This window comes from Sphingobacterium sp. UBA2480, assembly GCF_002341965.1.
Classification (GTDB): Bacteria; Bacteroidota; Bacteroidia; order Sphingobacteriales; family Sphingobacteriaceae; genus Sphingobacterium; species Sphingobacterium multivorum.
In genome coordinates, this window is sequence record NZ_DDPA01000005.1 from 65,284 (window position 1) to 86,304 (window position 21,021).

Consider the following 21,021-nt stretch of genomic DNA (forward strand, 5'->3'; position numbering starts at 1 on the left):
TTATGTACAGTATTGAGGAGTGATATGAAACTGCCTCGCGCAGAAATTTTTCTATTTAAAAATTGTAGCTAAATGAAAGATTAAACCTTTGTCCCTCTCTTCTACGATAAGTAATAATATCTCCTTCGTTTTTATCATATCGTATAGATTTACCTTTTTTCAATACATAGAACTTTGTATCATCTTGTTCATAATCTTGAATATTCATATAATACCGCGTCCATTCATCCAATAGATTGGCCATATTAAATTTCACTTCCATCTTGCCCTTTAGAAAACGTGTATAAAGTTGTGCATCCAATTGTTTTGGCGCCAACTCATATTCAACATTATTCATATTAACATTCGCTATGTTTGTTCGATAACCTCGATGATTATAGCTTGCTGTTACCCCGAAAAATTCACCCCAATATCCTAGGCCTAGATTCAATAACCAAGGTGACTGCCCAATCAGTGGTCTATCTTGATTGGGATAGCGCTGTTGAACGCGCTCGGCAACTTGGGTTTCAGGGTTATTAATCCATTCCCAATGACTTAAGACATTGACTTTCGATTTGAGTAGTGTTCCATTAGCGTAGACAAATAAGTTTTTAAACCACTCCTTTTCCGACAGAAATGTTAAATTCTTCCTGATTTCCATTTCAAGTCCAAGATTTTTCGCATTTTCCATGTTAGCAAAAGTATACGTGTTCCCCCCACTATGAACAAGTTCTATGGGCTTATCCAAGTATTTATAGTATCCCGTTATAGAAATGATTTCACCTGGTGAGGGATACCATTCAAATCGAAGGTCTACATTATCGATCAACGTGGATTTAACTTGCTCTCCATAAACGTAACCGTCTAACTCATAATCATACATGGCAAACATGCCAACTTCTCTAAAATCTGGTCTAACTACCGTCCTTGAGTAGCTACTTCGAATATTGAAATCGGATGTCACCTTATAGGTGGCATTAATGGAGGGCAAAAACCGCCAGTTATTTTCTTTTACACCAAATCGATGTCTTTGAACATCATTGGGATCTGGTTCATCCTGATAAGTCCTCCTATATAATTCTTCCTGCTTAGAGTTTAAATTAAAATATTCTGAACGCACACCATACACCAAACGCAATTTATGCCATAGCATTTGATCTGCCATCAGATACACTGCCTGTGAAGACATTTTACCATCATAATATCGACCGCCCAATGCATCTGCGTAGTAATAGGCCTGTCCATTTCCGTTGCCGATATTATCGGCGCTGAATAACTGGTCATAAGGAATTTCTATCTCTGGAGGCAACTGATTCGTAGTACCTTCTGCCCATGCTCTCGTCCAAGGGACGAAATTGAATAAATCCAACGCTCTCTTCTTCAACCAGGCCTGATAGCCTAATTTCACCAACGTTGGAACAGCTGCATTTTTGCCGAATTTTCGCGAAAATGCAGCGCTCCAATTATAATCTGTTTCATCAATATTTGTCCATCTTCGCGAGTCCCTGAAAACCCCCGCCACAGATGAACTACGATGAGTTAATAACCCCGGGGTTTGAAAATAAGGAATACTATCTATCATGGCAGTGACCCTATAGGAAAGCTTTCGTTCATCTAAAATTTGCTGTTTAATTTTGTTGACCGTAAACATTCCTTCAGCTTTTATCTCCCACGGCAGTTGATACTCTCCAACCAATTGGTGTTGCTGCAAAGACATCGCTTCAGGCAATTGATAATTCAGTTTGCTTACTTCAGGATTAGAATCACTATAGGGCTTTTGAATAGATTCATTATAAATATCACTGTACGTACGCGCATACATGTTCTTTAAGGAAACTTTAAAAGCTTGTCCCTGCCAGCCCATATTGGCCATTAATCCGGCGCTGCTATTGAAGCGATAGGATGTTCCGGCTCCATTGTCACCGAGACCTACACTATCAATATAATTATTGATACTTACCGAATTACGTACATTATTAAATGCAATGATATTTTGTTCGTTTCTAAAATTTGTGGATGCCACAAACCCCAATCGCTGTCCATTATTTAATTCATAAACCCGTCCAAGCGAAAAACGCATATTCTGATTGGGGTATGCTTTATATTTATATTGTCGCAATGCATCATTATTAAAACGCTTGGACTGTGCGATAGCATCCAAATCGTTATACTTCACGGCATCGCCAAACTCCGTTGGATTTAAAGGAGTGTTGTTCAATTCAGGATCAGTCAAAATATAACCGGGAGGCGCATCCAATTGTATCGCCCGACTATTCCACTGCCAAGTTTTTATTCCATCGGGCATCTTGGACGATTTGTTAAAGAAACCCAAATATTCACTCGTATGCCGCTCCCCCAGCCGATAAAAGTCTTTGCCTGTTGTACGGGAATTCCCACCTAATCCGTATTGAATTGTGGTAAAATTCTGATCTGGAATGTCTAATGTATTCACCGAAACCTGTCCACCGGAGAATTCTGCCGACACGTCCGGTGTTGCTGTTTTATTAACGACCACAGAACTTACCATCTCAGTCGGAATAATATCAAACGAAAAATCCCGTCTATTCTGCGAGGTACTGGGAATCACCACCCCGTCGAGCATCGCTTGATTATAGCGATCCGACATTCCTCTAACAATTACATTTCTATTATTAACCGTTGTCAATCCTGTTACGCGTTTTAAAACCTGCCCCATATCATTGTCCGGTGTACGGGCGATCTGTTCAGCCGAAATACCATCGGTCACCGAAGCAGCATTCTTTTGTACCGCATACAATCCCGCTACAGAAGCTTTTTTAAAGGATACACTGACAACTGCCGTTTCCAACGCGCTTACCTGCATCTTCATGGCAATGTTTAACCCTGTCCGTTGTCCGGTCTGTATCCTAACCCCTTCAATACGTTGGGTCTGGTAAGAGAGGTAACTGACTTCCAGTACGTAGGTTCCCGGTTCAGCATTCAAAAGATAGCTCCCATCGATACCGCTCTGTGTTGATTTATTGGTTCCGATCAGTTTGATGCTGGCATTAGCCAAAGGCTGACCGCGATCATCAATAACTTTACCTGAAATGTACCCATGCTGCTGTACCGGTTTTTTGACTAATGTAATATAGACACCGTTGTCATGAGCCATCAGGTCAGTCTCCCTAAGCAGATAACGCATGACATCGCGAACACTATTACTTTTAAAAATTTTGGCATTTACCTTTTTCTTTGCCAGATTATATTTCGCTGCATCGAAAGCGATATGTATATTTTGGGATTCCAAACGTTCGAAAGCCGCCGGAATATTGGATTCACTAAAAGAAACTGTAATCTTTTTATTGAGTAACTGCCCGTATGCGCCCGAAGCTAAAAGCATTTCGGCCGACACGATCGAAAGAAGTAAACCTACCAACGATGTCCTTATCATAAACTTAATATCGTTTTGCGTAACGTATTGGTTAAATTTCATAAATTTGTATGCGTATATAATATCTCTTAAGTTGTTGTATATGTTATTTATACCATCTCCAAATGGTACAAGATGCAGAGTTGACGATGGCTGTCGTCAGCTCTCTTTTTTATCCTCGAATTAGTAAATATGCACTATCCTGCCCTCCCTCCTTGATTTGTTGTGATGAATTGCTTTGATACTTTCCAAGGTTGCCGTCCAGGACAGCTGCTTTGATATTGGCATACTATACCGTTGTTTGACAATCCGCTGATCGTCAGTTTTTATATCCACATCATAGATATTTTTGACCGCTAGTGCCAATTCTGCAAAACTGCTTTGCTTAAGATAAACTCTTCCCTCAATCCAGCTATTACGTGTCGTCAGATCAAAAGTCTCCTGATTGCTATTGTGGTTATTTTTGGTATGACGGATCTGTTCGCCGCGGGTCAGCACACCCAGCGGATTGTTATTGGCAGTGACCTGCACTTTTCCAGTAAATACGGACACCGAAATATCATCGAGTTCGAGGTAATTCTTCACCGTAAAGGAAGTTCCTAAAACAGTAGTTTGTATTTGTTGAGCTTTGACAATAAAAGCTTTAGTAGAATCTTTCCTAACATCAAAAAAAGCTTCCCCAACAAGGAGTTCCACCACACGATCCTTTCTACCGAAAGAAACTGTATCCAATTTTAACTTCGAACGTGCGTTTAAAATCACCGTTGACCCGTCGGCAAGCTGAACTTTTTTACGTTGCGCAACGCCCGTTTCAAAAATCCGATATCCTGGCTGAAGTAAAGCTTCTTTGCGAGAAACTGCTTGATCAGCTGTTTTCCAAAACAACGCACTCAAACAGAGTAATAAACATGCCGCCACCGCTCCAGACCAATACAGCATCTTTCGGACGGGCACGCTCTTCGTGGACGTATTTCCAATCTGTTGTTGAATTCTTCCCCATAACTGATTTTCGTCAACGTTATCATCAGGCACTTCTTCTTTGTCCAGTCCAGCATACCAATGATCAATCAGTCTGCGTTCACTTGTACTAGCCTTATTCTGGCGGTACCTATCCATTAATAATTCAAAAATTCTTCTTTTCACTTTTTATGCCCACTGTTTATATACAAGTCCGCAAAAAAGCCCCAAAGTACTTCAAGAAATAGTTAATGTTGTATGAAAGAATTGTTAAATGATCCAAGTTCTGGAAATAGGAATTTTGGGGAATGTGTAAGCAAGCTACTTAATGAGCTCGTCTATAATACAGACCAAAAGCAAGGTGAAACTACCGTTTTGAACATGTTGGTAGCCCAAAATAGCTTTACGTAGTCGTTTGGATGCTTCCGTAAGATTGTTTTTGACCGTTTGCTCAGATAGGCCCATACGCGTGGCAATCTCTCGAATGGATAAATGTTCCCATTTCAATAAAAGGGCCTGTCTCATATTATGGGGCATAATCTCCAGTTCTCCCTCCAACAATTTCTCTAAAGCTAGATAAGTGTTGAGGTCCTCTGGATGCTCCTGTACATACTCAAAAATGTGCTTACTCCAATGATCCAACAATTTATCTTTGGCTTTATTGGAATTAAAAAAGTCTATAATTTTATATTTGAGCATTCCTTTCAAATAGGCCTGGAGGTTCATCTGGATATCGATGGTATGACGTCGTTCCCAAAATTGAACAAACAGCTCCTGAAGAATGTCCTCCACATCCTGTCGGTCTAGGATTCGACGAGCAGCATGCTGATAAAGATCTTTCCAGCAATATCGGTATAATTCCTCGTATGCAGCCGTATCGTTATTCTCTTTTATAGCCTGCAGCCAACGCTGATGTACAACTGGTCCTTGATTCATGCTACACCAAATTTAAGGTTGAAATATTAAGTTTCTATTAATAAATGAATAAACAAACTGTAGACTATAAAATAGTTTCACATTCAAAATAAAACTTTTCAAAGCGAGCTAAATCTATATAACACGGCTCAATTTATTATCACTTAGCAGAAAAGAATCCGATCACCCTAAAAATCAATTATTTAAATTATTTGTTTATTCCAATATTATTCTTACCTTTGCAACGCCTTAGGCAATAGTGCCTATTGTATAAAATATTTCATGAACCCATTTTTAGAACTGGGAATCCGTGAGGAAGTTGTTAATGCCATCTCAGAATTAGGTTTCGAAAAACCTTCTGAAATTCAGGAAAAAGCCATTCCTGTTTTATTGACTGGTAACGACGATTTTGTCGGATTAGCCCAAACTGGCACAGGAAAGACCGCGGCATTTGGTCTTCCATTATTAGAGCAATTAGACTTTTCTCAAAAACACCCACAGGCATTAATTCTTTGCCCTACTCGGGAATTATGTTTACAAATCTCAAAAGATTTAGAAAAATTTGCTAAATACGTTGACAACGTACATGTTGTTGCTGTATATGGAGGTGCAAATATCTCAGACCAGCTACGTCAAATTAGACGTGGAGTGCAAATTGTAGTAGCGACCCCAGGTCGTATGTTGGATATCATCGGCAGAAATGCGATTGATTTTTCAAATGTAAAATATGTTGTATTGGATGAAGCGGATGAGATGCTCAATATGGGCTTCAAAGAAGACATCAACAACATTTTGTCAGAAACTCCTGACGAGAAAAAAACTTGGTTATTTTCGGCGACAATGCCTGCTGAGGTACGTCGTATCGCAAAGAATTATATGACCGATCCAGTTGAGCTTACTGTAGGTACAAAAAACACCGGTAATGCCAACATTGAACACCACTATTATTTGATCAAAGCAAAAGATAAATATGCTGCATTCAAACGTATTGTGGATTCAAACCCTGATATCTTTGGTATCGTATTTTGTCGTACAAAAATCGAAACACAGGATATCGCTGAAGCGTTGATCAAAGATGGTTACAATGCAGATTCACTGCATGGTGACTTATCACAACAACAACGTGATAAAGTGATGAAACGTTACCGTGACCGTAGTTTACAATTATTGATCGCAACAGACGTAGCCGCTCGTGGTATTGATGTGAGTGATGTAACTCACGTTATCAACTTCTCTTTACCTGATGAAACAGAAAACTATACACACCGTTCAGGCCGTACCGCCCGTGCAGGTAAAACTGGTATTTCACTTTCTTTGTTAAACGTAAAAGAGCTAAGCAAAATCCGTCATCTCGAAAAGATCATCGGTAAGCCTTTTGAGAAAAAACAAGTACCTCAAGGCGCTGAAGTTTGCGAAAAACAATTATTTTCTATCGTTAAAAAGATTGAAAATGTTGAAGTAAACGATGAACAAATCAGCCCATTCTTGCCTGCAATTATGGAAAATTTGGAGTCACTTTCAAAAGAAGATATCATCAAAAGATTCGCTTCTCTTGAGTTCAACCGTTTCTTGGATTATTACAAAAATGCACCTGATTTAAATATCGAAGCACGTGACGGTGGTCGTGAAGACCGCGGTGATAGACGTGATGGTCGTTCACGTGAAGGTTCAAAAGGCTACACGCGTTTATTTATGAACTTAGGTTCAGTAGATGAATTCTCTCGTGGAGACATGTTGGGCTTCATCTGTAACAATGCGAATATTTCAGGAAAATCAATCGGTAAAATTGATTTGAAAGGCGTGTTCACATTCTTCGAAGTTCAAGATGCAGAAGTAGAAAAAGTATTCCAAGGATTCCAAGGTGTAGATTACAACGGTCGTCAAGTACGTATCGAAGTATCTGGTGAAGCAAGAGGTGAAGGTCGTGGCGACCGTGGCGGAAGAAGTCGTGGTGGTGATCGTGGCGGAAGACGTGAAGGTGGATACCGTGGCGGTGATCGCGGCGGAAGACGTGAAGGTGGATTTGGAGGCGGTGAACGTGGCGGAAGACGCGAAGGTGGATTCAGTGGCGAACGTCGTGATCGTGGTGAGCGCAGCAGCAATGGTGGCGGCTTCCGTGATTTCTCTGGAAAACGTAAAGAATCAAAAAGCAAATACTAATCATTCGTATTTAGCATAAGAGTTAAAGACTCTGGCACAAAAGCGATCAGCTTGAGATGCCAGAGTCTTTTCTTTTATCCTCTTCCGGTACAACTACTATAATCTCGTCTGCCAATACAATAGTATCTTTAAAAAACCGTAAATTAGCTGTATTACACGAACTGGATTTCCAACATGCCAACAGCAACGAGATTATTTGATTTAGCAAGCTTGCAATATGCTATTGCGCCAGATTTCCCTATGTTTTCTTTCAAAAAAGACAACGAGTGGGTAAAGGTCAGTAATACCGAATTTATTGATCGGGTCAATAAGACATCAAAAGGTTTGATCGCCCTTGGTGTTCAACCTGGAGAGAATGTGGCATTGATTAGTGAGAACCGTATCGAATGGAATATTTTGGATTTCGCAATCCAACAAATCGGTGCCGTAGTCGTCGCCCTTTACCCCAATATTTCGACTTCAGATTACGCTTATATTTTCAATCATGCGGAAATCAGAAATTGTATCGTTAGTTCAAAGAAACTATATACAAAAATATTAGCGATACAAGAAGACTGTCCACAACTGAAAGCTATTTACAGTCTCGACAAGGAGAATGACCTCAATCACTGGGAGGACTTTGTTGCGAAGGGCGTAATCATTCCGGATGAAACACTAAACCAATTGCGTGATACTATCCAAACAGATACGTTGGCATCGATCATTTACACCTCTGGCACCACAGGTAACCCCAAGGGGGTAATGTTGTCCCATCGAAACTTATTGGCAGATACATTGAGTAGTGAATATTCCTTTCCCGTCGAACGGGGTGATCGTGCCCTCTCCTTTCTTCCTGTATGTCATGCTTACGAACGCGTATTCCAATATGTTTATATGTACAAAGGGTTGACCATTTTCTTTGCGCAGTCTATGGATACCATAGGTGAAGATTTTAAATCCGTTAAACCCCATATTTTTTCCGCTGTACCTCGTGTATTGGAAAAAGTTTATGAAAAGATTATGGCAACAGGAGAGCAGTTGACTGGGCTTAAACGCAAACTATTCTTTTGGTCCTTAAGTCTCGGCGAACAATACAAACTGGAGGGACGTACACGGTGGTATGACTTTCAACTGAACATTGCCCGTAAATTAGTTTTTTCAAAATGGCGCGAAGCATTAGGTGGCGACATCAAAGGGATTGCCTCCGGGAGTGCTGCTTTACAGGAAAGATTAATCCGTCTGTATATGGCAGCAGGAATTCCAATATATGAAGGTTATGGCCTCACTGAGGCAGGTCCATGTATCGCCGTAAACTGCTACAAACGGGGTATGAAAATCGGAACAGTAGGTTTGCCCTTAATTCACATTGAAATTAAGCTCGCGGCCGATGGAGAGATAATAACCAAAGGTGAAAATAACATGATCGGGTATTATAAAAATCCAGAGGCAACAGCTGAAGTGATCAAAGATGGTTGGCTTTACACAGGGGACATTGGTCAATGGGTAGACGGTAAATTTCTCAAAATTATAGACCGAAAGAAAGAGATGTTCAAGACTTCTGGAGGGAAATACATTGTTCCTCAGCAGATCGAATCTAAGCTGGTGGAATCCTCGTTTATCGAACAGGCCATGGTAATTGGAGAAGCCCGTAAATTTCCTGCTGCTTTGATCGTTCCCAACTATAATAAACTACTAGAATGGTCGAAAGGTACTTTTCCCTCCCTTGCCAATCTTTCTAAACAAGATTTTCTAAATAGCCCAGAACTGAAGCAGAAAATCGAATCGGAACTCAACCGTATTAATCAAAATTTTGGCGGCTGGGAACAGATCAAGAAGTTCGCTATTCTCTCCAACGAAATGACTGTTGAAACGGGTGAATTGACACCGACCTTAAAAATGAAAAGAAAAGTTATCTTACAAAAATACGATCGGGAGATTGAAGAAATTTATAAAATCTAGCCTACAAAAAAAGCCTTTGTCAAAAACAAAGGCTTTTCTATAATCAACTATATTATATTCTTTATCTTTTAACAATCCGTTGACGAATCGCTTCATAGATCACTACTGCGGCCGATACAGACACATTTAACGAACCTATTTCACCGTACATTGGTATCTTGGCCAGATGGTCGGCAATGCGGATTAGGTCATTGGAAACACCAACGTCCTCCGCACCCATAATGACACAAGTTGGAGCCGTATAATCTACGTCGTAGATACTCGAGGTTGTTTTTTCTGTACTGGCAACTAACTGCACACCTGAATCAATCAAAAATTTACCAACTTTTGAGAGGCTATCATGGCGACAGACAGGGATTTTATAGAGTGCGCCAGCAGATGTCTTGATCGCATCAGGATTGACCTCAGCCGAGCCTTTTTTAGGGACAATGATGGCATGTACTCCAGAACATTCAGCAGTCCGTGCAATGGCTCCCAAATTGCGAACATCAGTTACTCCATCCAACATCAGCAGTAAAGGAGTTTCACCTTTTTCATAAATCTGCGGCAGAAGTTCCTCTATGTCATGATAGGTAATTGGAGAAATAACCGCAATTACACCTTGATGATTTTTACGTGTTATCCGGTTTAATTTTTCAATTGGCACCTGTTGAGAAGCGATATTATGTTCTTTTAACAAGGCTTTCAATTCTAAAATCAAACTCCCGCTCAAACCACGTTGTATAAATAATGACTCGATCTCTTTACCACTATCGATTGCTTCGATAACAGCGCGAATACCAAATACCATCTGATTCACTTCACGTCTTTCCCCGTGGTCGCGATCACGTCTCTGAAAATTTCCTTGCATAATAAATACTAAATATCTGCCTCTTCATAGAAGAGTTTGCAAATGTACAAAAATAAAAAATAACTATTGTGTTTGAATTAGCTTAGTCCTAAGTTAAACTCTTTCCTCAAAGTATCTAAGAGCGGATTTTTGTTGACCATAGCTTGATACTTCTCCTGAGAAGTATAGGGTTTGCGTGAAATAGTATGTTCCATCATTACCCCCTGCAGATCCAGTGAAAAATTCTGAAGTTTCACACGCAGGTAATTCAGCACATCAACCTTTGCGCTTTGCAATACATCCATCTGAACACCATTTTCGACATCAATTTCAATCAATACCCCATTTAAGCGGGGTTGCATAGCAGTCATCATGGTATACAAGTTAATCTTGTTTTCTGCTTTCAGCTGTTCAGCATAACTATTCCAAACAGCAATAAATTGGCCGAATGAAACATCACGCTGTTCGCTTCCACGTATTAATTCAGGTTCATCACCTTCTTTGGCAACGGTATTGTTATCGTATATGGTATTCAAATCCGGCAAAGACGGAATAATTGCAGCAGTAGATGCTCCCCAGCCCCCTTTTTTTACTTTAGGCGGCACATTGGAAATAATATCTTTTTTCACCTCTTCCTTTGTCTCGGAAGCCTGATAATTTACGGGGTTAGCTTGCGGACGCGGTGTTACCTGGTTTTCAACGACAGGAGCATTCGCTGGAGAAGTCGCTTGCGGACTAAGAGCTACAGAGCTTTGTTGTGGTTGTCCCGCTACTGGCTCAGGAAGTTTTTTTTTTACACCCTCGGCTGCCGAAGGAATCTGTATGGCCCCTAGCTGGCTCAATTTAATTGCACTTGCAATATGACATGTCTTGAGGAGTGAAAGTTCAACTTGTAAGCGTTGATTTTTACTTGTCTTATAGTTTATTTCACATTGATTGGAAATATTCAATGCAGACAACAAAAATCCTGGAGAGGCTTTTTGGGATTGCTGTAAATACTTTTGACGAATACTATCACTTACTTCCAATAATTTAAGCGTAGTTGGCTCTTTAGCCACCAGTAAATTTCTGAAATGCGCTGACAGACCGGCTATAAAATGACTGCCATCAAATCCATGATTTAAAATCTCATTGAAAATCAATAAAGTTTGTGCCGCATCTTCCCTTAAAATAGCATCTGTTAGCTTAAAATAATAATCGTAATCCAAGATATTCAAATTATCGATTACCGCTTGATACGTGACATTTTTATTGGAAAAACTGACGATCTGATCGAACATCGACAAGGCATCCCGAAGACCACCATCTGCCTTTTGGGCAATGATATGCAAACCGTCCTGATCATAAGCAATGCCTTCTCCATCAGCAATGCGAGCTAAATGACTGGCCATATCTTCCACTTTGATCCGATTAAAATCGAAAATCTGACAGCGCGAAAGAATAGTAGGTAAAATCTTATGTTTTTCTGTAGTCGCCAGAATAAAGATGGCATAGGAAGGTGGCTCCTCTAAAGTCTTCAAAAAAGCATTAAAGGCCGCTTGAGAAAGCATATGCACCTCATCTATGATATAGATTTTATATTTTCCAGCCTGCGGCGGTATACGCACTTGATCAATCAAGTTACGGATATCGTCTACGGAATTATTGGATGCCGCATCCAGTTCATGAATACTGAAAGAATTTCCATTTTGGAAAGACTTACAGCTATCACATGCGCCACAAGGTTCGGTGCCTGCTAAAATATTTTCACAATTAATTGTTTTCGCTAAAATACGTGCACAGGTCGTTTTACCAACACCTCGGGGACCACAAAACAAAAATGCCTGCGCCAACTGATTGTTGTGTATCGCATTCTTTAAGGTACCCGTAATGTGTTGCTGACCTACAACCGAATCAAAGGTAATCGGGCGGTATTTACGTGCAGAAACAATAAAATTATCCATTGCACGAAGATACGGATTTTAAAAATGAAAAAGGAGCATCTAAAACCTAAAAATAGATTGTAATTTTTTAATAATAATTCCTTCAATGCACAAAAAAAGCAAATTTTATCGTTAATTTTATATTACTACAATGTTATCAAATTGTTAAGAATTGAAATTAAGGGAAATACATCGGATGTTTTTGACCATGCTAATTTGGTTAACCTGTGCTTCACAACAGCTTTGGGCGCAACATCATGATTTCGATTTTTATGATGGGAAGGTATCCATTGATGTCCCGCCCGCCTTTAATATTCCATTCAAAGACAGCTTAACGATAGCTCATGTACAAAAATTCTATCAAATCGCTGATCAAACCGATTATATACAACTTGTAAACAGTTTGCTCGAATACAAAGATGAGCATCATTTGAATGATTGGGTCTATTATCAGCTGATTCGTCGCACCGCACAACAAATTGCCCCGAAAGCTGAAAATTATACACGCTATACTTTATATAAATGGTTTTTAATGTGTAAATCGGGTTATGATGCCCGCTTGGCTGTGGGGAATAATCAGATTATATTTTTCATTCAAAACAAAGAAGACATTTCTGATATTCCTTTTTTTGAAATTGACGGAAAGAAGTATACCTGTTTAAATTTTCATGATTATGGGAAACTCTTTCAACGCGCAGACACTTATATCCCCGTTAAGATTAAAGTACCGGAAGCTACTGAAGATTTTAGTTATAAAATCACAAAATTACCTGATTTTGTTCCAGCTAATTATAAAGAGAAGCAAATTGAGTTCAATTATGGCCATAAAGCCTACCATTTTAACGTCAAGTTGAATGAAGATATCAGTGACCTTTTTAAAAACTATCCTGGTGTAGATTTCGAAACTTATTTCAATATTCCACTCAGCAAAGAGACTTATCAATCGCTGATTCCTGCACTCAAGGAAAATTTAAAAGGAAAAAATCAACAAGAAGGTGTCGATTATTTAATGCGGTTCACCCGCTATGCATTCTTGTATGAAAATGACGAAGAGAATTTCGGGACCGAGAAACGTCTTTCTGCAGAACAAACGCTATTGAATAAATACAGTGACTGTGACGATCGTGTTGCCTTGTTTTTTTACCTGGTAAAGGAAATCTACAATCTACCGATGATCACCCTGCTCTATCCCACCCATGTAACGATGGCCGTCCAATTTGAACATCCTATTGGTGATGCTATTTTGTACAATGGAAAATATTATTCTGTCTGTGAGCCTACTCCTCAAGCGCAAACACTGGATATAGGTCAATTGTCTGAAGAGCTTAAAAATCAGTCTTATCAGATTGTATATCACTACGATCCGAGATGAGACAGCCCTTTTCAAAGGTCCCACGGAATTAATTAAAATATCAACAAGTTTACTCTGTTGGTATTCTAATTGATAATCGGAATTTTACATCGCTATCCTAAAATTTCAGTAGAATCAAAGCTTACGGTAGAAAATATATCATCAAGTAAGCTTTATATGTTCTAAAGTTTGCTTATAAAATCAAGTACATCTGTATATTTCCCATCTGTACGCTGCCCTGCAATTGTTACCGTATTTTTTTTACCTTCGGATTTTACTGTAATCACATAGTCTGCTCCATCTACACAACGTGCACACTCGTCAATTTTGGCGTTCATTAAATCATACGTTTCGACATATGACGATAACTTTCTAAAAGTGTCTTCACTGGTTTTGTAGCTTTTATCTTTTACAGTTTGAGGATTGCCAGTGGTTCCAGCGGGATACTTTACCTCTGTCTTATTTTGATCGACAGTAATATTTACAAATTCGCCCCAACCAGAAATTCCTTTTATTTCTACTTTAAGTCCAGAAGTTGAAGGATCATTGATATCATTCGATTTTTTACACCCAAAAAGGAGGAAAGCACCCATTAAAACCAAATAGATTGTTCGTTTCATAATTTAGAATTTATTTTATTTGACTATTTAACGAATTATTTAAAATATATGCTACATAAAAAATCCCGCCAAGGCGGGATTTTTCATCTATTTACTAAACTATAATTATTTTACTTTTCCAGGAGTGGTATATGCCAAGTTCTGTGGATCATAATGAGCCCAACCACTTGTCCAATCCGTCGTACCAAAAGCACCTTTATAAGCCACTTTCTCAAAAAAACTTCCAGACACCTTAGCATTGGTAAAACTTGCTCCACTAGCAGCAGCGGATCCAGATAACACTTGGAAATTTGGAGTGTTGCTTGTATTTGAAAAATCTGAACCAAAGTTATAAGGGGCTACGAACAGTTCAGATGCATATTTACCATTTTCGAAAACATTTTTAGCACGTATAAGTGTAGAGACAGCCGCAGCATTTGTAGCTGAGCTAACTTTTAAATCAGCGTCTTTAGAACCATATACCAAATTATTTTCAAAAACTGCATTTCCACTTAAGAAATTATTCGAAGTCGAATTTGCTGTGATTACCTTTGTATCATCAACATATAATCCAGCCAAAGGAAAGCCTGAAATAACGGAGTTTAAAATGCTGATAGAAGAGTTCCGACGCACTTGAGCACCATGTTGGAAGTTCGCATTAAAAGATCCTCCAGCCTTTTGAATTGGGCCTAGAATTGTCACGTTAGAAAATACAGCAGAAGTTTTTGGAGTTTGGTCGGTCCCTGTAGCGTTGTTATCAGATTCAAAACCATTAGAGCCTGATTGATCTGCAACAGTAGGTACACGTTGTGCTAATGCAAATTGAACATTACCAGAATACCCAAAATCTGTATCAAAATCATCATCCCAAGTACCTACAGCTAAAAGATGCTTCGCATTTACTGTTCCGCCAAACCATTCAAAAGCGTCATCGCCTGAGCGATAGATCTGAATATATTCCAATGTTGTACCATTTCCAACACCACCCATTGTCAATCCATTAATTTCATTATCTACAGAATACGCGATACCGCCATATTCGATACGGACATATTTCATTACACCAGAGTTATCTGCAGCATCAGAACCGCCATAATAAATATAATTTTTTTCATCCTTACCTGTCGGTGCAGCAAGACCACCTTCGATCTTAACATCGGTACCTTGGTTAACTGGCGCTTTACCTAAAAGGATTACTCCACCCCAATCTCCCTGAGAACGAGCTCCCGCAGCTAAATTAGATGTAAATACAATAGGCTTATCAGCTGTACCTGTTGCATTAATTTTTGAACCTCGTGTAATTGTCAATGTTGCTTTTGAAGCTTTATCTCCTTTAATAATAGTTCCTGGTTCAATCGTTAAAGTGGCACCGTTACTGACATATACGAATCCTTTTAAAACATAGATTTTATTTGATGTCCAAGTTGTATTACTAGTTATCTCGCCTGAGATTTCTACGACATTCTCATTTCCAGGATTTGTTGGAGTTTCTGTTCCACCTCCATTATCCGTAATTGTTGTTTCTTTACAAGCTCCAGCCAATAATAATGCTGACAGGGATAAGAATAAAAATCTTTTTTTCATTTTTTAAGTTTTAAAAATCTTGATACAAAAAAATACTTTAGATATGTCCTTAGATTTAAAGTAATATTAAGTTTATATTACTATTAAAATGTATAATTAAATGATACTGAATAATTTCCACCAGTCTTATAACGATATAGAATTTCCTTAGCTTCATTATCAAAATATACGTTTACAGGATTATTCAAAATATCACCCAAATTGACTTTTACCTCTGCTTTATTCTTCATCAATTTGTAGCCGACTTGTGCATCTAATACATTACGAGGTGCTTCGTAAGCGCTCGCAAATGTGATTCCTCCTGCTTGCGCTATTCGCTTACCAATGCGGTTAAAAAGAACATTAACATTCAATTTATTACCCAATGCGCTATGTTGCAATCCTGCATTGATAGTATAAGGTGATTGTCCAACCATAGGTCGAGTTTTCTCTTTATAGTCCTGATCAGTCGGATTAGTCACCTTCGAATGCACATAAGAAAGATTTAAATATGCGGTTGTGTTAGAAAACAGTTGATTTTCACTGACAAAATCCAATTTCTTTCTTGCCTCTAACTCAGCTCCATATAAGGTTGCTTTCGGTGTATTGAAATAGGAAACATCAACTGTCGAATTTACATCATAGCGAGATGCTTCAATAGCATCTGTAAACTGTTTATAGAATGCAGAGACCGAAAAGATTTCGCCAGCTTTGGGATATATTTCAAATCTCAAATCCGCATTATTGATTGCGCTTCGTTTTAGTTTTGTATTCCCGGAAATAGTTCCGAATTGCTCGTAATCATAATAACTAAATGGTGCTAATTCTCGTAATTCAGGACGAGCAATTGTTCGATAATAGGAAGCCCTAAGATTTGTCTTACTATTTAAACTATAAGTCATATTAATTGACGGCAAAAAGTCTAGTTTTGTATCATCAACATCCTTTTTGTCTGTGTCAATTTGAACATTATAATTTTCAACACGCAAACCATAGACTATGCGAAACTTATCCATAAACTTTTGGTCCATCATCGCGTACCCAAATCCTGTCATTGATTTTGCAGTATAGAAGTCACCAGGCATTTGGATTTCATCATATTTAAAGTAGTTTTTATCGATCAAATCTGCAGCAAATATTTTATCTGGAGAAAGTTCACGTATTTGATCAGCTAATTTTGAATCCATCTTAATTACATCTAAGACAAGGCCAACAAAACGCGCATCAAAATCACGATGACGATAATTCGCTCCAGCACCAACTTTCAATGTACTTGGTGCAGATAAAAAATTTATTGGTCTAGCATAGTTTAACTCACCAGAGAAAACATTTTCATTAAGATCAGAAAACAAACGCGTATTCTCTTTACTAGGACTGGTAATATTAGCCAAATAAGGAACTGTAGAATCATTTTCTTTATCAATCGCTTTTGCATAATTGATTTTCATCTGATTCGGTTGATTGTTTTTAATGTTGCTATATGATGCTGTCCATTTAATTCTATCATTTAGATCCGAAAGTACATGATCGCCTTCCAAGGTTGACTTGAACAATGATTTTTGCAAAATATCAAAAGCATAGAATTTATTTACTGATGTCGTTCCAAGATGTGTTCCTGTCCGCTCAGTATACACGTTATCATAATTTCGATTATATAAATTTTTCCAGGAGATTTTATTCTTTCCAAAAGAATAACCGAAATTAGCCATTGCTCCCAAATTCGTTGTAAACTTATATTGATTGTCTTTGTAATCGTATTGATACCAGTTACGTTCAATATTTGACAAAATATTTTGGGAATTCCGATAATTAACAGAAAATAGCGCACCAAATTTATTGTTATTCTCATATTGCTTTACTCGACCCAAAGAAAATTGATAAGCTTGTGAAGGAAGGGCCTTCTTATTTTCAACTGAAAAATCATTCGACAATGATTTCATCGTTAAACGTTGCCACTTTTGCGACAGACCAGCAGCGAATGCTTCTCGCGAAGGATAGTTCTTAGCCAACTGACTTGATCCATCATCAAAACCTAAATAATTTTGAACGTTCTTTTTAGTTTGTAAAAAATCTTTAAATGTCGACGCAGTATTATAACCATATCCCAAGCCGAAAGAGACAAAATTTTGATCAGGAATATCTTTTGTTGTAATCTGTACAGCTCCCCCTGCAAAATCCGCTGGTAAATCTGGAGTAGCTGTTTTTGAGATCGTAATTTTATCAATAAGATTCGAAGGAATAATATCAAATGAAAATGCGCGACGATTGGCTTCTGTACTTGGTAATACCGAGCCATCCATCATAGCAACATTATAGCGGTCACTCAAACCGCGAACAATGACAAACTTATTATCTTGAATTGTCGTACCACTGACACGACGTAATGCTTCGGATGTATTTTTATCTGGCGATCTTCTGATCTGCTCACTTGAAATACCATCAGAAATCAATGCGCTATTTTTTTGTTGCGAATATAATGCACCGATAGACTCTTTCTTAAAAGATCCTGTAACCACAACTTGATCTAACACCTGTCCTTCTGAATTATCAAGAACGATATCTAAATTGGTCAAATCATTCGCTTTAATCTCAACCTCGGTAACTTGCTTTGTCGAGTAACCAATGTAAATATATTCTACAGTATATTTACCTGCCGGTAAAGCTGGAATACTGTACTTTCCGGATACATCAGAGCTTCCGCCCCTTGATGTTCCTAAAATACGCACAGTTACACCAGTGATTGTTTCACCAGTTTTACTATTCGTAATAGTCCCCATTAACTTCCCACTACTTTGTGCATAAACTGTTGTTGACGCAGCTACTGCTAGCGTTACGACTGCAGCGATTCTTCTAAGTTGTAATTGTGGTTCCAATTTATTTGTTTTTTGTTTCTGCAAAGCTATTAGCAGAATATTAGATTAACATTAACAACAAATTACCATTACATCAATCAGCTGTTAATTTAATGTTACCTATAGCCAGATTTTCTCGATTTTCAGTAAAAAAGACTGTTTATGGCCGATTTGCGTAGTATTTGGGCAGTCTCCAGGGAGATTATATTAATGAAGTGTAATAAAATTATTAAGCACTTAATTTATTAACACAATAGGTTATTTTTCTAATTTATACCTTAATGAATGCCATGTAACGGGTTTACATAGCGACCTGGTACTGCTAGTTGAAAGCGAACAATCATCTTCCATGGCAGCTGTTAACTCACCGCAGTAAATTGCTTTTTATATGCGATATAATTGCAATTATATTGCATATAAAAAGCAATTTATCTAAGTTTGAATATATTTTCAATTTCTGATCCGCATGAGCACTCCAATCGTATCGACAACAAAGTTATCATTTCAGTATCCCAATTCAAGGCTAATTGAATTTCCAGATATCCATATCGAGAAAGGCCAGCATACGCTGTTATTGGGGGATTCAGGTTCTGGAAAAACAACACTGCTGAATATTTTGGGGGGCTTGGCTCGGCCAGAAACAGGTCAGGTCAAGATCAATAGCCAAGATCTAGCATTGTTATCAAACAGCAAATTGGATGAGTTTCGTGCCCAATATATCGGGTTTATATTCCAAGAGGCACACCTGCTGAGAAATCTAACACTTTTGGAAAACATCAAGTTGGCGCAGTCTTTAGCAGGAAAAAAAATAGACATCAGTGCAATTCATCTTATACTTAAACAACTACAATTAGATGAAAAAAGTGCTGCCTATCCGAACGAATTGAGTCGCGGCCAGTTACAACGCGCCGCTATTGCACGTAGCGTCATCAATAAACCAGCCTTATTAATTGCTGACGAACCTACTGCCGCTTTAGACGATAATAATACCTACAGGGTATTAGAACTTCTCCTATCGATAGCTGACACTGCAGGATCAACTTTACTGATAACAACACACGACAAGAGAATAAAAGATCAGTTCTCCAAAATGTACCTTTTAAAATAATTGTTTTACTTTATTTACGCGTCACCTTTAGTTTTTAAAATTTGTTATGAACACGATACAATTGGTTTGGAAAAATTTAAGTAGGCAGTTTGGCTCGGTCTTTCTCAGCATGCTGTTAACGGCGTTTGGAATTTCCATCCTTGCCGTGCTTTCAATTACCGGAGAAACTTTTGAAAAGCAGCTTGACAATAACAGTAAAAATATTGATTTGGTCGTCGGAGCCAAGGGAAGCCCACTTCAGTTAATCTTGTCCAGTGTTTATCATATCGACAATCCAACCGGTAATATCCCACTAGGCGAACTGGAGCCACTACGCCAAAATCCACTTGTTCGGCTTGCTGTCCCCTTATCTTTAGGCGACAATTTTAAAGGTCACCGCATTGTTGGAACTGATTCATCGTTCTTTGCTATTTATGAAACCGCTGTAGCCGAGGGGCGTATTTGGCAAAATAATTTTGAAATAGTCATTGGTGATCAAGTTGCCAAAAAACAACAGCTAAAAATTGGCGATCAGATCCATAGTTCACATGGCCTGAGCAAAGATGGGCACCATCATGATGAACATCCTTTTACCGTTGTCGGTATTTTAAAACACAATAATAACGTTACCGACAACTTAATACTGACGAACTTGGAAAGTGTTTGGGATGTACATGGCATTGCACATCAGCATGAGCATCATGAAACAGCAGCAGAGAAAGAGCAGCGCGAACGTCAGGAAGACCGGGAGGAAACCGTCAACGCGCACCTCCACCACCACGGTGAAGATATAGCAGAAAATTCATCTTCTCCCGTCGAAATGAATGAAAAAGGACATCACCAACAGGAAGACCATCCTGAACACGCAGAGGAAGGTATGTTTGTGAAGTCCATAGGGGCCGATATGGTCAAGCAAAATGGACTGGAAATAACCGCCATCCTACTCAAATATCAATCTCCTGCGGCGATCGGAATTTTACCAAAAATGATCGACCAACAAACCGATATGCAGGCCGCATCCCCTGCGATGGAAAGTACACGTCTATTCTCTTTATTAGGTGTAGGGATAGATTCTTTATCCATACTAGCTTATGTAATTATGTTTATTGCAGGTTTAAGTGTCTTTATTAACCTATATAATGCATTAAAGCAACGTAAATACGATCTTGCCATCATGCGTACGCTCGGAGCCTCCAAAGGAAAACTCTTTGCTATTGTGCTCCTTGAAGGACTTACAATTACTATTATTGGTGGATTAATTGGACTTATAATGGCACATTTGGCACTCTACTATATCAGTAATCAAGCGAGTCAAAGCGCTGATTTTATTGAGGCCTTTAAACTCCATCCCAAAGAATTGGTATTTTTGTTTGCTGCTTGTATAATCGGTATCTTCGCAGCAATCATTCCAGCAATCAAAGCTTACAGGACAAGTATTTCTGGAACGCTATCAAGTAAATAAGTTTAACTAAGATCAA

Annotated in this window: 13 protein-coding genes; 5 read left to right on the forward strand and 8 right to left on the reverse strand. The window is 38.6% G+C overall.

Annotated features, from left to right (window positions below; all coding sequences use genetic code 11):
* Positions 1 to 55: 55 nt before the first annotated feature.
* The 3 genes from B3600_RS10420 to B3600_RS10430 form a co-directional block, all read right to left on the reverse strand.
* Positions 56 to 3,391, reverse strand: a complete 3,336-nt coding sequence (locus B3600_RS10420) for a TonB-dependent receptor (protein WP_286752886.1) — start codon at positions 3,389 to 3,391, stop codon at positions 56 to 58.
* Positions 3,392 to 3,553: 162 nt separating this feature from the next.
* Positions 3,554 to 4,513, reverse strand: a complete 960-nt coding sequence (locus tag B3600_RS10425; RefSeq protein WP_286752887.1) for a FecR family protein — start codon at positions 4,511 to 4,513, stop codon at positions 3,554 to 3,556.
* 135 nt (positions 4,514 to 4,648) lie between these two features.
* Positions 4,649 to 5,263: an RNA polymerase sigma factor gene (locus B3600_RS10430; RefSeq protein WP_286752888.1), complete on the reverse strand. Its 615-nt coding sequence runs from the start codon at positions 5,261 to 5,263 to the stop codon at positions 4,649 to 4,651.
* Positions 5,264 to 5,524: 261 nt separating this feature from the next.
* Between B3600_RS10430 and B3600_RS10435 the strand changes: the two genes are divergently transcribed.
* Together B3600_RS10435 and B3600_RS10440 are read left to right on the forward strand one after the other, a co-directional pair.
* Positions 5,525 to 7,402: a DEAD/DEAH box helicase gene (locus B3600_RS10435; protein WP_286752889.1), complete on the forward strand. Its 1,878-nt coding sequence runs from the start codon at positions 5,525 to 5,527 to the stop codon at positions 7,400 to 7,402.
* A 174-nt stretch (positions 7,403 to 7,576) separates the two neighbouring features.
* The gene (locus B3600_RS10440; RefSeq protein ID WP_286752890.1) at positions 7,577 to 9,340 is read left to right on the forward strand and encodes an AMP-dependent synthetase/ligase; all 1,764 of its coding nucleotides are present in this window, start codon (positions 7,577 to 7,579) and stop codon (positions 9,338 to 9,340) included.
* A 61-nt stretch (positions 9,341 to 9,401) separates the two neighbouring features.
* Here B3600_RS10440 and rlmB read toward each other — a convergent pair whose 3' ends face one another.
* A complete protein-coding gene (gene rlmB / locus B3600_RS10445) occupies positions 9,402 to 10,190 on the reverse strand; it encodes a 23S rRNA (guanosine(2251)-2'-O)-methyltransferase RlmB (protein ID WP_286752891.1) in 789 nt (262 codons plus the stop codon).
* Positions 10,191 to 10,267: 77 nt separating this feature from the next.
* Positions 10,268 to 12,112 carry a DNA polymerase III subunit gamma/tau gene (locus B3600_RS10450; RefSeq protein ID WP_286752892.1) on the reverse strand — a complete coding sequence of 615 codons (1,845 nt, stop codon included), beginning with the start codon at positions 12,110 to 12,112 and terminating at the stop codon, positions 10,268 to 10,270.
* 187 nt (positions 12,113 to 12,299) lie between these two features.
* Between B3600_RS10450 and B3600_RS10455 the strand changes: the two genes are divergently transcribed.
* Entirely contained in the window at positions 12,300 to 13,463 is a 1,164-nt protein-coding gene (locus B3600_RS10455) for a hypothetical protein (RefSeq protein WP_286752893.1), read from the forward strand.
* A 161-nt stretch (positions 13,464 to 13,624) separates the two neighbouring features.
* On the opposite strand, the gene B3600_RS10460 is transcribed toward B3600_RS10455, so the two are convergent.
* The 3 genes from B3600_RS10460 to B3600_RS10470 all read right to left on the reverse strand — a co-directional run bounded on the left by B3600_RS10460 (position 13,625) and on the right by B3600_RS10470 (position 18,477).
* Positions 13,625 to 14,062, reverse strand: coding sequence for a hypothetical protein (locus B3600_RS10460; RefSeq protein ID WP_286752894.1), 438 nt, complete (start codon positions 14,060 to 14,062; stop codon positions 13,625 to 13,627).
* A gap of 105 nt (positions 14,063 to 14,167) precedes the next feature.
* Positions 14,168 to 15,625: a hypothetical protein gene (locus B3600_RS10465; protein WP_070567296.1), complete on the reverse strand. Its 1,458-nt coding sequence runs from the start codon at positions 15,623 to 15,625 to the stop codon at positions 14,168 to 14,170.
* An 83-nt stretch (positions 15,626 to 15,708) separates the two neighbouring features.
* Positions 15,709 to 18,477: a TonB-dependent receptor gene (locus B3600_RS10470; RefSeq protein ID WP_286752895.1), complete on the reverse strand. Its 2,769-nt coding sequence runs from the start codon at positions 18,475 to 18,477 to the stop codon at positions 15,709 to 15,711.
* Between the two features lie 445 nt (positions 18,478 to 18,922).
* Here B3600_RS10470 and B3600_RS10475 point away from each other — a divergent pair, with 445 nt between their 5' ends.
* Complete coding sequence (locus B3600_RS10475; protein ID WP_286752896.1) at positions 18,923 to 19,564, forward strand: ABC transporter ATP-binding protein; 642 nt, start codon at positions 18,923 to 18,925, stop codon at positions 19,562 to 19,564.
* A 46-nt stretch (positions 19,565 to 19,610) separates the two neighbouring features.
* Positions 19,611 to 21,005: an ABC transporter permease gene (locus B3600_RS10480; protein ID WP_286752897.1), complete on the forward strand. Its 1,395-nt coding sequence runs from the start codon at positions 19,611 to 19,613 to the stop codon at positions 21,003 to 21,005.
* Positions 21,006 to 21,021 lie beyond the last annotated feature (16 nt).

Excerpts from the sequence above, each read along its gene's own strand:
- B3600_RS10420 (WP_286752886.1), bottom strand. The coding sequence starts at position 3,391 with ATGATAAGGACATCGTTGGTAGGTTTACTTCTTTCGATCGTGTCGGCC.
- B3600_RS10430 (WP_286752888.1), bottom strand. The coding sequence starts at position 5,263 with ATGAATCAAGGACCAGTTGTACATCAGCGTTGGCTGCAGGCTATAAAA.
- B3600_RS10435 (WP_286752889.1), top strand. The coding sequence starts at position 5,525 with ATGAACCCATTTTTAGAACTGGGAATCCGTGAGGAAGTTGTTAATGCC.
- B3600_RS10440 (WP_286752890.1), top strand. The coding sequence starts at position 7,577 with ATGCCAACAGCAACGAGATTATTTGATTTAGCAAGCTTGCAATATGCT.
- rlmB (WP_286752891.1), bottom strand. The coding sequence starts at position 10,190 with ATGCAAGGAAATTTTCAGAGACGTGATCGCGACCACGGGGAAAGACGT.
- B3600_RS10450 (WP_286752892.1), bottom strand. The coding sequence starts at position 12,112 with ATGGATAATTTTATTGTTTCTGCACGTAAATACCGCCCGATTACCTTT.
- B3600_RS10455 (WP_286752893.1), top strand. The coding sequence starts at position 12,300 with ATGCTAATTTGGTTAACCTGTGCTTCACAACAGCTTTGGGCGCAACAT.
- B3600_RS10460 (WP_286752894.1), bottom strand. The coding sequence starts at position 14,062 with ATGAAACGAACAATCTATTTGGTTTTAATGGGTGCTTTCCTCCTTTTT.
- B3600_RS10465 (WP_070567296.1), bottom strand. The coding sequence starts at position 15,625 with ATGAAAAAAAGATTTTTATTCTTATCCCTGTCAGCATTATTATTGGCT.
- B3600_RS10475 (WP_286752896.1), top strand. The coding sequence starts at position 18,923 with ATGAGCACTCCAATCGTATCGACAACAAAGTTATCATTTCAGTATCCC.
- B3600_RS10480 (WP_286752897.1), top strand. The coding sequence starts at position 19,611 with ATGAACACGATACAATTGGTTTGGAAAAATTTAAGTAGGCAGTTTGGC.